General features: G+C 36.0%; 13 protein-coding genes. 9 read left to right on the plus strand and 4 right to left on the minus strand.

The genetic code is table 11. The annotated features are described in order from the left end of the window. Nucleotides 1–103 precede the first annotated feature (103 nt). The 7 genes from Q0972_RS15070 (at nt 104) to Q0972_RS15100 (ending at nt 6,633) form a co-directional block, all read left to right on the plus strand. A complete protein-coding gene (locus tag Q0972_RS15070) occupies nt 104–1,054 on the plus strand; it encodes a D-2-hydroxyacid dehydrogenase (protein WP_299367144.1) in 951 nt (316 codons plus the stop codon). 110 nt (nt 1,055–1,164) lie between these two features. Next, nucleotides 1,165–1,812 carry a DUF937 domain-containing protein gene (locus tag Q0972_RS15075; protein WP_299367147.1) on the plus strand — a complete coding sequence of 216 codons (648 nt, stop codon included), beginning with the start codon at nt 1,165–1,167 and terminating at the stop codon, nt 1,810–1,812. A gap of 177 nt (nt 1,813–1,989) precedes the next feature. Next, nucleotides 1,990–2,427 carry a DUF6146 family protein gene (locus tag Q0972_RS15080; protein WP_299367150.1) on the plus strand — a complete coding sequence of 146 codons (438 nt, stop codon included), beginning with the start codon at nt 1,990–1,992 and terminating at the stop codon, nt 2,425–2,427. 166 nt (nt 2,428–2,593) lie between these two features. After that, on the plus strand, nt 2,594–3,088 hold the full coding sequence (locus Q0972_RS15085; RefSeq protein ID WP_299367153.1) for a DUF6787 family protein: 495 nt from the start codon (nt 2,594–2,596) through the stop codon (nt 3,086–3,088). A 53-nt stretch (nt 3,089–3,141) separates the two neighbouring features. Continuing rightward, nucleotides 3,142–3,486, plus strand: a complete 345-nt coding sequence (locus tag Q0972_RS15090) for a hypothetical protein (protein WP_299367156.1) — start codon at nt 3,142–3,144, stop codon at nt 3,484–3,486. A gap of 53 nt (nt 3,487–3,539) precedes the next feature. Beyond that, nucleotides 3,540–5,981, plus strand: coding sequence for a TonB-dependent receptor (locus Q0972_RS15095; RefSeq protein WP_299367159.1), 2,442 nt, complete (start codon nt 3,540–3,542; stop codon nt 5,979–5,981). Between the two features lie 73 nt (nt 5,982–6,054). Beyond that, on the plus strand, nt 6,055–6,633 hold the full coding sequence (locus tag Q0972_RS15100; protein ID WP_299367162.1) for a hypothetical protein: 579 nt from the start codon (nt 6,055–6,057) through the stop codon (nt 6,631–6,633). A gap of 48 nt (nt 6,634–6,681) precedes the next feature. Here Q0972_RS15100 and Q0972_RS15105 read toward each other — a convergent pair whose 3' ends face one another. Next, nucleotides 6,682–6,948 carry a hypothetical protein gene (locus tag Q0972_RS15105; RefSeq protein ID WP_299367165.1) on the minus strand — a complete coding sequence of 89 codons (267 nt, stop codon included), beginning with the start codon at nt 6,946–6,948 and terminating at the stop codon, nt 6,682–6,684. 224 nt (nt 6,949–7,172) lie between these two features. Between Q0972_RS15105 and Q0972_RS15110 the strand changes: the two genes are divergently transcribed. Together Q0972_RS15110 and Q0972_RS15115 are read left to right on the plus strand one after the other, a co-directional pair. Then, nucleotides 7,173–9,713: a DUF5916 domain-containing protein gene (locus Q0972_RS15110; protein WP_299367168.1), complete on the plus strand. Its 2,541-nt coding sequence runs from the start codon at nt 7,173–7,175 to the stop codon at nt 9,711–9,713. A 141-nt stretch (nt 9,714–9,854) separates the two neighbouring features. Next, nucleotides 9,855–10,517 (plus strand): ABC transporter ATP-binding protein, encoded by a 663-nt coding sequence (locus Q0972_RS15115; RefSeq protein WP_299367171.1) that lies wholly within the window; start codon nt 9,855–9,857, stop codon nt 10,515–10,517. A gap of 67 nt (nt 10,518–10,584) precedes the next feature. On the opposite strand, the gene Q0972_RS15120 is transcribed toward Q0972_RS15115, so the two are convergent. The 3 genes from Q0972_RS15120 to Q0972_RS15130 form a co-directional block, all read right to left on the minus strand. After that, entirely contained in the window at nt 10,585–11,268 is a 684-nt protein-coding gene (locus Q0972_RS15120; protein ID WP_299367174.1) for a HupE/UreJ family protein, read from the minus strand. Beyond that, nucleotides 11,268–12,602, minus strand: coding sequence for a DUF4198 domain-containing protein (locus tag Q0972_RS15125; protein ID WP_299367177.1), 1,335 nt, complete (start codon nt 12,600–12,602; stop codon nt 11,268–11,270). Before Q0972_RS15125 ends, Q0972_RS15120 begins: the two co-directional genes overlap by 1 nt. A gap of 262 nt (nt 12,603–12,864) precedes the next feature. Then, the gene (locus Q0972_RS15130; RefSeq protein WP_299367180.1) at nt 12,865–14,433 is read right to left on the minus strand and encodes an alpha/beta fold hydrolase; all 1,569 of its coding nucleotides are present in this window, start codon (nt 14,431–14,433) and stop codon (nt 12,865–12,867) included. Nucleotides 14,434–14,499: the final 66 nt, after the last annotated feature.

Genomic DNA, 14,499 nt, shown 5'->3' on the forward strand with positions numbered 1-14,499 from the left:
GCGAAGTCAAAATATAGTCGAAGTATAACCAGGAATTCCAAAGTAATTAGCAAGTAAAAATAAATAGATTCCCACTTTCGCGGGAATGACAAAAAAGGAAAAAATGAAAGTATTAGCAAACGACGGTGTTTCACAAAGTGGTATCAACACTTTAGAAGCTGCAGGATATGAAGTTATCACTACCAATGTAGCACAAGAACAACTTCAAAATTATATCAATGATAATGGCGTAACAGTACTTCTTGTGCGAAGTGCTACCAAAGTTAGAAAAGACATTATTGACAATTGTCCAAGTCTTAAAATCATTGGTCGTGGTGGTGTTGGTATGGACAACATCGATGTAGCATATGCAAGGGAAAAAGGCCTGCATGTTATTAATACACCCGCAGCATCTTCGCACTCCGTTGCGGAATTGGTTTTTGGTCATTTTTATGGTCTAGCACGGTTTTTACATAAATCTAACCGAGACATGCCTTTAGAAGGTGATGCCAACTTTAAAGGTTTAAAGAAAGCCTATGCAAAAGGAACGGAATTAAAAGGAAAAATCCTTGGCGTGATTGGTTTTGGTCGTATTGGTCAAGCCACGGCCAAAATAGGAATTGGAGCAGGAATGAAAGTTGTGGCCTACGATCCATTCATAGAAAAAGCCAATCTTGAATTGGAATTCTTTGACGGTCAAAAAGTGAGTTTTGAGATCGATACCATTTCTAAGGAAGAGGTTTTAAAACAAGCCGACTTTTTAACATTGCATGTTCCGGCACAAAAAGATTATGTTATTGATGAGACTGACTTCAACGCTATGAAAGATGGTGTTATTATTGCCAATGCTGCACGTGGTGGCGTAGTCAATGAAGTAGCACTAGTAAAAGCTATTGAAAGTGGTAAAGTCGCAAGAGCTGCTTTGGATGTTTTTGAAAAAGAGCCAAAACCCGAAATTCAATTATTAATGAATTCTGCACTGTCACTAACACCGCATACGGGCGCGGCGACAAATGAAGCGCAAGATAGAATTGGCGTGGAACTTGCAGACCAAATCATTAGTATTTTGGGATAAATAAGTTCTAAAATGTGACCAAATTAAAATAAATGAGTCCTACATATGCTAGGACTTTTTTTTGTACCTTATGAATGCTAAATTTTATTAACCTTAATACATAAAAAACAATGGAAGGAATCTTGGATTTATTAAATAGTGACATAGGAAAAACAATCATTAGTGGTGTTTCTGGATCTACAGGAACAGACCAAAACAAAACAGGAAACGTATTAACAATGGCATTACCTGTACTCATGAAAGCTATGGAACGAAATGCCTCTACACCAGAAGGTGCACAAGGGCTTATGGGCGCATTAAACAATAAGCACGATGGGAGTATTTTAGACAACCTTAGTGGTTTATTTGGTGGCGGCGTTGATGAGACAGTAACTACTGATGGTGATAAGATTCTTGGACATGTATTAGGAGGAAGACGTCAAGGCGTAGAACAAGTAATTGGGCAAAAAGCCGGTATCGATGCAGGTTCTGTTGGAAATATTTTAAAAATTGCTGCACCTATACTAATGGGAATGTTAGGTAAACAGTCACGACAAAACAATGTGAGTTCCCAAAGTGATCTAACAGGCTTATTAGGAGGTTTATTAGGTGGTGCAAGCCAGAGTGGCCCAGTGACTAGAGAGCAAACATTTTTAGAACAAGTATTAGACTCTGATGGTGATGGGAGTGTTATTGATGATGTTGCCGGAATGGTATTAGGTGGTAGTAAGAATAAAGGTGGTCTAGGCGGTCTTTTAGGCGGCTTATTTGGAAAATAAGCAGAACTTCAAATATTTAATGAAAGCAGCTCATGGAGCTGCTTTTCGTTTTAGAAAGCTTTAAAACCATATCATTACCTAATTCATAAACGGTTTTTACTCATTTTAACTACTAAGACACATTGCGAATACGTTATTTTACAGTACTAAACATAAATTATTTGTATCTTTATTATCATGAAAAAGCTTATTCCGTTTGCAATACTCATTGTATTAATTGCCAGTTGTAAATCATATACGCCCAGTCAGACCATAGACCACGGTGATGAAAATGCCTTGGTAGAAAATGATACGGTATCTATTAGCAGTGACGAAACCGATTATGAAATTATAATCATTGAGCCTGGTTTTAGAGGCTGGTTAGAAACTATTGCAAGACCAAGAGGATTTCATTCACAGCGCTATTTAGAAGATAGAAATATCTTTCTTGTGCAATCATGGAACCAGAGAAACCTCCAACCACATGTTTTTGACCCAAATTTGTATGTATTTCGTATAGATTACGATTCGCGCACAGATTATGGCTACGAAGTCAACTATCTATTGTACAATTACTTTTTATATTTTCAACTTAAATATAAACAACAATTAACATCCATCATTCCTAGAATTTAGCTTAACTTTGCAGCACTTTTATAGTGTATGAAATGGGCACAAACTAAATTTAATTTCTTACTTGCTAACCGGAAAGATTAAATTTTTTGTGATAAAGCGCAGCGGTTGATCTAAGTAGAAAATTTTTATTCGCTTCATTTCTAATGAAATAGAAATTTTCAAATAGATGAAAAAATTTAAGGAAAATTGGGAAATACAACATAATTGGCAACTGCTATTTCCACTTTTAGGTCTTTTGGGTCTAGGGTATTCTGCCTACAAATTGTCTAATGCACTATTTCAAAAATTCGGTTTATCAATAGTTATTATACTATCAGTTCTACTTTTTTTTGGTTTATTAACCGTTACCCTTAAATTGTTTAAATGGCTAGAAAAACGTTGGATTCTTCAATACCGTTGGGAAATGATACGTGTATTTATCGTATTTGCCATAACCGGATCGACCTCTATGTATGTAGGACGACCCATTATGAAATGGATCGGAATTACTAAAGACAATCTACATCCATTACTTTATTGGATACTATTTATTATCATCAGTCTTATTTTTTATCAAATTCTTTTAGTTACTTTTGGTTGGCTGTTTGGTCAACATAAGTTTTTCTGGGAATTTGAAAAGAAAATACTAAGAAGATTCAGCCTCATTAAAGATGAAAATTAAGATTTTCTTAACATTGTTAGTTTAGGATAATATCTAGGTTTGCCCAAGATTGCATGAAGAACATTTTTATAAAGATAATAGCGCTCTTTTTTTTATCAATATTACTTACCAGTAATGTTCTAAATCTTCACGTCTACCTTCACGAACATGAGCAACATCAATGTTTTGCAGACTCTGATGAAAATCATGAAGATGAAGAAAACACACCTTGTGAATTATGCCTCTTAGTTCTAAATCTCAACAGTTTAGACTACAACAACAGCTTAGAGTTTTCATACAAAAGTGATATACCATTAATTAATAACTTCAGAAAAGACCATCTGGTTTACCAAAAACTTAATTACGACCAACTTTTTTCTGAACATCATAGGAACAAAGCCCCTCCTCACCTTATCTAATACGTCAAAAAATTAGTAAATAGATTAGTAATAGGGATATTATAAATAAGTAAATGAAGAATATCTTTCTAATCTTATTTATACTAATAACTAGTTTTGGCTATACTCAAGAATGTAATAGTGTCTTAAGTGGAGAAATCTCCGATTTTCATGATAATACTGCATTAGAAAATGCCTCAATAAAACTTATTGGTACAAATAAGATCACCATATCGGATAAACAGGGAAAATTTAGGTTTAAAGATTTATGTGATAAAACATATCAGATAGAGGTGTCTCACATAGCCTGTGAAACGAAAATAATAACAGTGAAAGTCCAAGGAGATACTCATAACGTAATTAAACTAGAACATCATTTGGAAGAACTAGATGAGGTTAATGTAACAGGAAAAGAAAGAAAGGAAACAAAAACCGCTCAAGAGACGCTTATAAAAAGTGATATCCTAGAGCAATACAGTAGCCTTTCCTTAGGTGATGCGTTAAGGGAAGTTCCAGGCGTATCTTCTATAAATACAGGAAATACGATTGTTAAACCCATGATAAATGGCCTACATAGCAGCAGAATTTTGATCATGAATAATGGTGTACGTTTACAAGATCAGGAATGGGGAATTGAACATGCACCAAATGTAGATATTAACAGCGCTAGTCAAATCTCAGTGATCAAAGGGTCTGGTGCTCTAGCTTATGGTGGTGATGCCATTGGTGGTGTCGTCGTTATTAATCCGAGCAGAATTATTAGAAAAGACACACTTTACGGACGCACCATTATTGGTGGTCAAACCAATGGCCGTGGTTATAATTTCACTTCAAGTCTAAATAAAAATTACGAATCAGGATGGTTTGCTAAAGTTCAGGGTTCTTATAAAAGAAATGGCGATTTTAAAGCACCTGATTATAACCTTACCAATACTGGGTTAGAGTCGACAGGCCTATCTGCACGGTTTGGCAAAAAGACTTTTGAATCGGGATTCGAAGTTTATTATAGCTATCTAGATAATGAAATTGGCATTTTAAGATCTGCCCATATTGGTAATATAGGGAATTTGGCAGCTTCAATCAATGCACCAGTTCCAATTTTTATAAATGATTTTAGCTACGATATCAATGAACCAAAACAAGAAGTGACACATCATCTCTTTAAGGCTTCATATTATAAACGCTTTAAGAACTTTGGAAAAGTTGACATTCAGTACGACTACCAGAACAATCATCGTTTTGAGTTCGATGTTCGCCGAGGTGGTAGAAGTGGAAAAGCCGCTATTGACCTAGAACTAGAAACCCACACCATTTTGGCAAATGTTAAAATTGATAACAATCTAGAACGAAAGTACAACTTTGGTTTGTTGGCCAGATATCAAAATAATTTTGCAAACCCCGATACTGGTGTAAGACGTTTAATCCCAGATTATGATAAATACGACTTTGGTATTTATGCTAATACAGAGTGGGCTATAAACGATAACTTAATTGCGGATGCTGGGTTGCGATACGATTTTAGCAGAGTAGACGCTTTAAAATTTTATAGACTTTCACGATGGGAAGAACGAGGTTATGATGAAGATTTTAGGGATATCATTATTGGTTCTGTAGTGGCTGGTGAAGTTGTTGATGGTATCGATGCTAATGCTTCACAATATTTAACTAACCCGATATTTGACTTTCATAATATATCTGCTGCTGTAGGTGTTAAATACGAATTCAATGCAAATCATTGGATGACTTTAGGTTATAATTTGGCTAGTCGTGCGCCTAACCCTTCCGAGTTGTTTAGTGATGGCGTGCATCATTCAGCGGCAAGATATGAGATCGGAGATCTTCGTATTGAAAGCGAACAGTCTCATCGTATATCTACAACTTATGGCTATATCACTTCAAAACTTAATGTACAGGTAGATGCTTACTATAATCATATCAATAGTTTTATCTACTTAGTTCCCACTGAAGTAGGAATACTTCCAACAATAAGGGGGCCATTTCCTGAATGGGAATATGTACAGACCCAAACTAATGCCACACTTTTTGGTGTAGATGTTAGTGCAAATTATCAGGTTGGACCTCGCTGGAATATAAATCACAAATCATCTTTTATAAAGGGGTATGACGTGAAAGCCGATATACCATTGATTGATATTCCACCATTTGCAACTTTAAACGGCATTACATATACCAATACCGACTGGTATAATTTTAATGCAAGTTTACAATCGGAGTGGGTCTTTGAGCAAAATGAATTTCCAGATGAGTTTAATTATTCAGTACCAATAGCAGATGAGGATGATATCGTTGTCGACCTTGGTCCACCTCCAGCTTATCATTTAATGCATTTTCAAAGTGAAATAACCTTACCTGTGTTTAAACAATCTAGTTTGGATATTCGATTAAGCGTTGACAATATTTTTAATACAAACTACAGAAATTATTTAAACCGATTACGTTTTTTTGCAGACGAAATGGGAAGAAATATAAGATTACAAATTCAATTGAATTACTAAAAAAAACAAATAATAACTACTTTAAATTTTAAATACAAAAACAATGAAAACTAATTTTTTAAATTTTAACACAATGAAAACAACTAAATTTTTTGCAAGTGCTTTTTTAGGTTTAGCCCTTTTGGCATCATGTTCAGATGATGATGATGGTTCAGGTACACAACCAGTTGAAGAAGAAGAAGCTATCACGAGATTGATTCTTACGTTTACAAACGATGACGAAACAGATACAGTTATATTGACTTGGAACGATGCAAACCTAGATGAAGTGATTGATGCAGGCGAACAAACGGTCGTTGGCGAATTCGATGCTGACGAAGTTTATGATGCTGAAATTCAATTATTCAATATGGATGAAGATTTTCTTGCAGAAGATATCTTGGCAGACCAAGCAGGAATAGATGCACACTTTTTTGTGTATAGTACCGATCTAGATTTTACAATGGTTAGAGCCGATGATGATAATTTAAGAGGAGATGGCAATAGACTTGGTGTAAAAACGGTATGGACTGCTGGCCCAAATGACGAAACAGGAACTATAACTATTCAACTTTTCCACGAGTCTCCAAGTGTTAGTGATGATGGTGGTTTTGGATCAGCAACTGGAACTGATACAGATATTGATATCACTTTTAATGTTGAAATAGACTAAGTAATAAACAAAACCAGATAAAAAAGCACTCGAGGTCGAGTGCTTTTTTTATGCCTTAGTTACAGAGTCTCTCGGATTCAAAATATAAGTATATAGCCACATCAATGAGAATGTTGGTATCACATCCAAAAATGGTAAGGCTTCTTCAATAAATGCAATCACAGCAGCTATTTTCCCTTCTCTCCCCTTATATAGTTTGGTCATAAAATAGGCCGATAATGGTGCCCATATAAAATCAAAAGGTGGAAATACTATAGAGACATATCCTAAACCATCCAAAAGTAGCCCCAATGCAAGTTTATTATATTTATTCATGTAAAGATTTAAGTATTAATTCATTGAGTAAATAGCAATAAGTATTCCAAATTTATATTGTGTCAATTAGTCAAGCTGTACTCTTAACATACCTTAAACCTTTTTAACGTTTAATTAAGAGCTGTGCTCAATGTGAGAATGTAGATTTGCACATTATAAGTGCAACAATCATTTTGTCAACCCATCTTTATAACAAAAGTTTAAGTCATCATTAACCAACCACTATGAACTTACGTTCTCTATTAACTTTTCTTAGCTTTTGTTATGTCCTTATTTTCTCCGCACAAAACGATTCTATACCGATTCCAGACAAAAAGATTTTAAATATTGAGCGCACAAATCAAAAACCAAAAATAGACGGTATCTTAGATGAGGATATATGGCAAAATGCTGATATAGCTACAGATTTCATCCAATTTAGACCAGAAATAGGTAACACACTTCCTGAGGAAAAACGAACTGAAGTAAAAATGACCTACGATGATAAAGCCATCTATGTTGCTGCTTATCTTTATGATGATCCTGAATTGATCATGAAACAATTGGTGAATCGAGATAATTTCGGTCAGACCGATTTTTTTGCCGTGGTCATTAACCCAAATAATGACGCCCAAAATGACACTCAGTTTTTTGTATTCAGTTCTGGCCAACAGGCAGATGCTATCGCCAATCCAAGTATTGGTGAGGATTTTAGCTGGAACGCCGTTTGGCAAAGTGCTGTAACAATACACAATGATGGTTGGAGTTTAGAGATCGAAATTCCATACAGAACATTACGCTTTGCCGAAGAAGAAAATCCGATTTGGGGTTTGCAATTCCATAGACAATTTAGACGCGATAGAGCACAATATACATGGAATCCCATAGATCCCACTAAAGGCAATATTGGTTTGTACCATGGAGAGCTACATGGACTTAATGGCCTTAAACCTCCTACCCGACTCATTTTTTATCCCTTTACTACTGGGATTCTCGATAGTTTTGATGGCGAAACAGAAACTACCTTAAGATTAGGCATGGACGTTAAATATGGAATTACAGATAACTTCACCTTAGATGCGACCCTTATTCCCGACTTTAGTCAGGCAGGTTTTGACAATTTGGTGCTCAATCTCGGGCCATTTGAGCAAACCTTTGCTGAACAGCGACAATTCTTTACTGAGGGCGTCGACTTGTTTTCTAAAGGTGGGTTATTCTTTTCGAGGCGTGTAGGAAGTGCACCAACAGGCGAATTAGATTTAGCTGATGATGAAGAAGCTGAAGTCCCCGATGAAGTCAAAGTATTAAATGCTGTAAAAGTATCGGGACGAACAAAAGATGGCTGGGGGCTTGGCCTTTTTAATGCCATTACTGAAAAAACCTTTGCGACTATTACAGATACTATCACTGGCCAATCTCGCCAAGAAGTGGTCGAACCTTTTGCTAATTACAATATTTTAGTGGTTGACAAGCAGTTTGGCGGTAACTCTGCTATAAGCCTTATTAATACCAATGTGATGCGGGAAGGTGAGTTTAGGGATGGTAATGCCACAGCACTGGTAGCCAACTTGGTGAATAAAAAAAACACCTATAGGTTAGACACTGAGTTAAGAATGAGTAATGTAAATTATCAAAATGAACCCAGTGAAACCGGTTTTAGTAGCTTTTTGTTCGTTGGAAAAGTTGCTGGTAATTTTAGGTATAGTTTTGATCATCGTTTTGCAGACACAAAATATGAGATTAATGACTTAGGTCTAAATTTCAGGAATAACAGAAATGATTTCGGTATCGATTTTTCATATCAAACCTTTGAGCCTTCAGGAAAGTTGAATAGCTATCGTTTTAACTTTTTCTCTAATTACAGACGTCTTGTAGACCCAAATACCTTTTCTAATTTCAATTTTGGTGGTGGTTATCGTGCCTTTACCAGAAAGCTTGATGCTTATGGTTTTCGTTTGTTTATAGAACCTGGAAAACAATACGATTTTTTTGAATCTCGTGATGGACGCCCCTTTATTTTTGAAAATTTCGTAAGTACTGGTGGTTGGGTCTCTTCCAATTACAATCGCGTTTTTGCCATTGATGCCCGAGCCAATATCGGAACCCTATTTGAAGATGGACGTGACTTTTTTACCTACGATTTTAACATAGAACCTAGAGTAAGAGTGTCTGATAAACTATTATTAATCTATGGGTTCTCTTTTGACTACACCAATGGTGATCGTGGTTATGCCACCAGTGAAGAAATTCAATTATTTGGAGGAGAAACAGAAGAAATTCCAATCTTGGGTGAACGTAACCGACAAATCGTAACCAATACCCTATCGGGAAATTATACCTTTAATCCATTTCATACTTTGGGATTAACCTTTAGACATTATTGGGATACCGTCAACTACGACAATGAATTGTTTACACTTTTGGATAATGGGCGTTTAACCACAGCAGATGGATATACAATTGATACGGTTGAGGACAATCCAAATATTAACTTTAGTACTTGGAATATCGATTTAAGCTATTCTTGGCAGTTTGCACCTGGTAGCTTTTTAACGGCATTGTACAGAAACCAAATTTTTAGCAATGACGAAAATTCTGAGGATGGTTTTACCGAAAGCTTGGATTTACTGTTTCAGCAACCGATGCAAAACATCTTTTCCTTGCGCCTTCAGTTTTTTATTGATTACAATAATGTAAAATCAATCTTTAAAAAGAAGAACAAAACACAAGACGGACAGGCTAGTATGCGCAATACTGTAATAAGACCGTTTCACACTTTACCATAATCTTAATACTTCGTTATCGACCATTGTCCGGACACTCAATATAGTATTTAAACTCTATAATAACCCAAGAGTCTAAAAATCTAAAAGGCTAACAGTCTAAGCCACTAATAATCTAATAAAATATAGTATTTTCGCTGTTGTATGATTAAAGCTACCAACATCCACAAATCGTTTAAGGATCTACACGTTTTAAAAGGTGTAAACATCACTATTTCCGAAAGTGAAATCATTTCTATTGTTGGTGCTTCTGGGGCAGGAAAAACCACCTTACTGCAAATCTTAGGGACCTTGGACAAACCAGATTACAAAGTGGATTCGGAACTAATAATCAATGGACAATCCATTACTGCACTTAACGATAAAGCCCTCGCTAAATTTAGGAATCAACATATTGGTTTTATTTTTCAGTTTCATCAGTTGCTGCCAGAATTTACAGCTTTAGAAAATGTCTGTATCCCCGCATTTATCAATAATACGCCCAAAGCCGAAGCTGAGAAACGTGCCAAGGAATTGTTAGATTATTTAGGGCTTAGCGATCGCATCGACCATAAACCCAATAGCCTATCCGGTGGTGAACAACAACGTGTGGCTGTGGCCAGAGCATTGATTAACCAACCGAAGATTATTTTTGCAGATGAGCCTTCTGGAAACTTAGATAGCGAATCCGCAGAGCAATTACACCAACTCTTCTTTAAGTTAAGAGATGAGTTGAAGCAAACCTTTGTTGTCGTAACTCATAACCAGGACCTCGCCAATATGGCCGATCGTAAGTTGACAATGGTCGATGGAAAGATTGTAGGTTAATTATTATAGCTTGCTTAGAGCTTTTAGACTTAAACTATCCTGATTGAAATAACTCGCTTTCACTGCATCAATGATAGCCATTAAAGTAACCGTACAACTGATATACAAATAACCCTATCCCTGCTAGTACCAGATACCAATTGACCGCTTTGTAAAACGCTGGAAACTGTTTATGTTTTCTCGAAAGTGTAATTATGAAAACAATAGGAATCAACGCCAGTACCTGCCCGACTTCTACACCAAGATTAAAGCATAGGATTTTTACTAGAAACTGTTCCGTTCCAATATCAAAGGACTGTAAACGGGTGGACAGGCCAAAGCCATGAATCAATCCGAAAAGACCTACCATAAGCAGTAAATTGGGTGATTTTACCTTCAGTTTTTCAAATCCACCTAAATTTTCAAAGCCCTTATATAACACACTCAGGGCAATAACCGCATCTACTAAATGTTCATTTGCCGTGATTCCGGCATAGGTTGCACCAATTAAGGTAATACAATGCCCTATTGTAAACACGGTAATGAATTTTAAGATGTCTATAAAATTGTTCAGGTAGAATATAACACCTGTTAGAAAAAGCAAATGGTCATAGCCTGTAAGCATATGTGTGGCACCTACACGAATGTAAGCCCACAAACCACCGTTACGCAAAAGTTCCTGATCAGCACTTGTTACATCATGTGCAAACCCTAAAAGCGGAACGAAAATTAATAATAGAAATAGTGCCTGCCTAAAATGTTGATGTTTCATTAACTCTTTTTTCTAAAGACTACGAATAACAACGCTATAATAAGTACGCTACCTAATATAAAAATCCATGTAGGGATTCCATCCTCGTGATCATGATCATGTGTATGCGTACTATCATCATGTTTGTGGGTCACCTCAAACGTCAATGTTGCCCATTTAGAGCGATGCGTTAATTCATCACTATCCGTAACACTAACCATATGAATGGTTCGTAAGTAGTAAATACCGTCTTCTGGTAGATTTACAGAAACAATGCCTTGGTCATTGGTCCGTAACTGCTGACCACTGGTATGTGAATGGTCTTTTTCTGGCTTTGATTTGTCAGTATGGCTATGCGCACCGTCACCGTGCTTGTGTTTATGGGAGTGCTTTTTGCCATCATGCTCATTACTGTGCTCACCATCATCATGCTTATGCTCGTGGGAATGTTTTTTTCCTTCGTGCTCATGCTCATGGCTGTGCTCACCGTCACCGTGCTTGTGTTCATGGGAGTGCTTTTTCCCATCATGCTCATGACTATGCTTACCATCATCATGCTTATGCTCGTGGGAATGTTTTTTTCCTTCGTGTTTGTGCTCATCATGGTGATGTTCACCTTCATCATGCTTATGTTTTTTATCACCATGACTATGGCTGTGACCATGACCATGATCATGATCATGGATTACTTTGATATAATCCGCATAAACGAGTTGATTGGCTAAAGGTGCTCCATCTAACAATAACTGCACTTCCAACTTATCACCAGTATACTTTTCATAAGGATTTGCTAATGTCACAAACTCAATAGGATAGCCCAAAACCGTTTTCCAATCGTCTGTTTTTACATCACCCACTTGATAGATCGCTTTTACATGCTTTTCATAACGCTCTATAGCATCTTGATCCAATAAGTCATTATCCGTGCGGTATTCGAGCATATCTAAAACACCATCGTGTTTAAGGTAGTTGTTAAACTTTTCGGCGGTGAGTTCTATATTTCTGGCTTTGGTTGAGACACCTGCTACATAAGTTGCGGCTTCAATAGGCGTAAATTTAAATTGTGTAATGGTGGTGTCCTTATCTGTCCATTGACTTGCATCTACAGTTAATCGGTTTCCCTGATATAAAATAGAAGCATCTTGCATACGATCGCGCGCAATAATATTTTCACTATTTTCAAAAGTCCCATTGTATAGGCTTAAGGTCGCTTCTTGATTAGGTTTCAAGAAATAGGTGTCCATTTTTATATACAGGTCGTGACTGCATAATAGAATGACAGCGAGGAGTAAGTAAAAAGGCCTAAAAACCCTGTATTTTAAGCTTTTTGTGATTGTTCTTCTTATTAAATTCATGCGTTTTTTGTTGATAGTTCTTTTTTAATGTATAAATGACTCATAAAAATCCATTTAAATTGGTTTTATCCGTCTAAAAGCGAAGTTAATCTTTTCGTCTTAAGAAATCAACATAAAAAACTATGGGAATTTAGAGCTACAAGCTCCAACCAGCAAAGATTGTGGAAGGCTTAATCATAAAGAAAATGCTAACGCCTCTATTATGAGAAAATTGGATGTTACAAAAAGCACAGAACCTTATTAGAGACCAAGCTTTTTCTATTTAATTTTCCTTTTCTGCCTTTTTCAACTGATCAATTTTATTCTTGGCCTCTTTGCAATTTGGATCAATATCTAATGCCATTTGATAATAACGAATAGCATTATTGTAGTTTTCGGGTGTAAAGTCTACATAATAATTTCCTAATTCATAAAATGCTTTTGCAGATTGTGGGTTTTCCCTAGAGTTGATCCACAATAGAATACCTGTTTCCCTAGCACTTTTGGCCTCTTTTATATTAAAATCTCCTAAAGCAATATCTAGAAGTTCTTCTTCATCAAAAAGGGATAGTTTTTTGGTTGAATTAATTACATACTCGTAGTAATTATTAATCGCCCCTATAAAATTACGTTTCTGTAAAAGCTTTGTAAATACATTGTTTTTTTCAGAATACTTATCGGTCTTTTTTGTAAAATAAATGGCTTCATCAAAATCATTAGTCTTTTTAGTTTGCTTTTGGAGTGATTTTAAAAGCGCAGGGTTATTCTTCAAAGTTTTATCCAAAAAAGCTTTAGAGAACTGACATAGCAATCCATAACTTGCTTCTATCTCGGCACCTTTACGTTTGTAAAATTCAACCAAATCAGGAGGAGAAGGCCTATCCATAGTCATGATAGCATCCGAGTTAAAGTTGCGATGCCCCATTTTTTGAAACTTTAGTAAGTAGCGTTCTGAATTTCCTTCTTTAAAAAAATTAAAATTTTGGTGATCTCCCCATGCCAACGTGTATAGAAAAGGAATTTTTAATTCTTTACCACTATAGCCTTGAAAATTATCTCTGCCCATTCCGTCTTCATAACTAATCGTACCATCAAAACTGATAAAGGCATCAAATGAATCGGGTTTTTTTACACTGGTTACAATGGCAGATGCCAATCCGCCCCAACTGTAACCAATCAATCCAACCTTATTAGACTTGGTATATGAAGTTTTTACTGTATCTAGAAAATTTCTTGTCCAAACAAGATCTTCTACGGCCGTTTTTAATCCTTCCAAATCATATGTCATATTGGGACCTTTGCCATTGGATGGCATAGAAAAAATAACATATCCGTGACTGGCTAAATATTCAAATAAAATGGAATTTTCATAAATACTTCCTCCCAATCCTGGAGCATAAACGATTACAGGAAAATCGCCAACCGTTGGTTTTGCATCATTGTGCGCTAAAGTGAGATGTTCAAAATCTTTTGTAATGCTCTTTTCACTCCCACCCTTTTTTATTGCAGAATTCCTAAAATGATCGATAAAAGCCTTTTCTAACGATTTGTTGTTTCCAGAACCTCCGCCTAAGGAGTCTTCATAAGCTCTGGTAGCGATATATGCTTTGTATTTAATTGCTTGGTCTACTGACGTTACATCAGCAGGATACCAAACGCCTAAGTTCATAGGTCTTTCACTATCTCCCATTTTTCTGTTCGTATCGCTTTCAGTTAGCACTTTAAAGCCTACATTAAATTTTCCTTTTGACAAACCAGCCCAATCGTGTAAGGATTGGGAACTTAGGTGATTCGTAATTAAGATCGTTCCAAGGAGTAAAATCCATAATTTTATTCTGTGGTGGTGTTTCATACTCGCTGTTTTAGTTAAATTTTATTCTTATCACATACTCTATTTCTTAAAGCGTGAAAGAATTTA

The sequence above is a fragment of the Winogradskyella sp. genome (assembly GCF_028282165.1).
Taxonomy (GTDB): Bacteria; Bacteroidota; Bacteroidia; order Flavobacteriales; family Flavobacteriaceae; genus Winogradskyella.

Bases quoted from the DNA above. Each gene is read 5' to 3' on its own strand.
- Q0972_RS15110 (WP_299367168.1), top strand. From the start codon at position 7,173: ATGAACTTACGTTCTCTATTAACTTTTCTTAGCTTTTGTTATGTCCTT.
- Q0972_RS15130 (WP_299367180.1), bottom strand. From the start codon at position 14,433: ATGAAACACCACCACAGAATAAAATTATGGATTTTACTCCTTGGAACG.
- Q0972_RS15120 (WP_299367174.1), bottom strand. From the start codon at position 11,268: ATGAAACATCAACATTTTAGGCAGGCACTATTTCTATTATTAATTTTC.
- Q0972_RS15075 (WP_299367147.1), top strand. From the start codon at position 1,165: ATGGAAGGAATCTTGGATTTATTAAATAGTGACATAGGAAAAACAATC.
- Q0972_RS15100 (WP_299367162.1), top strand. From the start codon at position 6,055: ATGAAAACAACTAAATTTTTTGCAAGTGCTTTTTTAGGTTTAGCCCTT.
- Q0972_RS15105 (WP_299367165.1), bottom strand. From the start codon at position 6,948: ATGAATAAATATAATAAACTTGCATTGGGGCTACTTTTGGATGGTTTA.
- Q0972_RS15090 (WP_299367156.1), top strand. From the start codon at position 3,142: ATGAAGAACATTTTTATAAAGATAATAGCGCTCTTTTTTTTATCAATA.
- Q0972_RS15095 (WP_299367159.1), top strand. From the start codon at position 3,540: ATGAAGAATATCTTTCTAATCTTATTTATACTAATAACTAGTTTTGGC.
- Q0972_RS15125 (WP_299367177.1), bottom strand. From the start codon at position 12,602: ATGAATTTAATAAGAAGAACAATCACAAAAAGCTTAAAATACAGGGTT.
- Q0972_RS15085 (WP_299367153.1), top strand. From the start codon at position 2,594: ATGAAAAAATTTAAGGAAAATTGGGAAATACAACATAATTGGCAACTG.
- Q0972_RS15070 (WP_299367144.1), top strand. From the start codon at position 104: ATGAAAGTATTAGCAAACGACGGTGTTTCACAAAGTGGTATCAACACT.
- Q0972_RS15080 (WP_299367150.1), top strand. From the start codon at position 1,990: ATGAAAAAGCTTATTCCGTTTGCAATACTCATTGTATTAATTGCCAGT.
- Q0972_RS15115 (WP_299367171.1), top strand. From the start codon at position 9,855: ATGATTAAAGCTACCAACATCCACAAATCGTTTAAGGATCTACACGTT.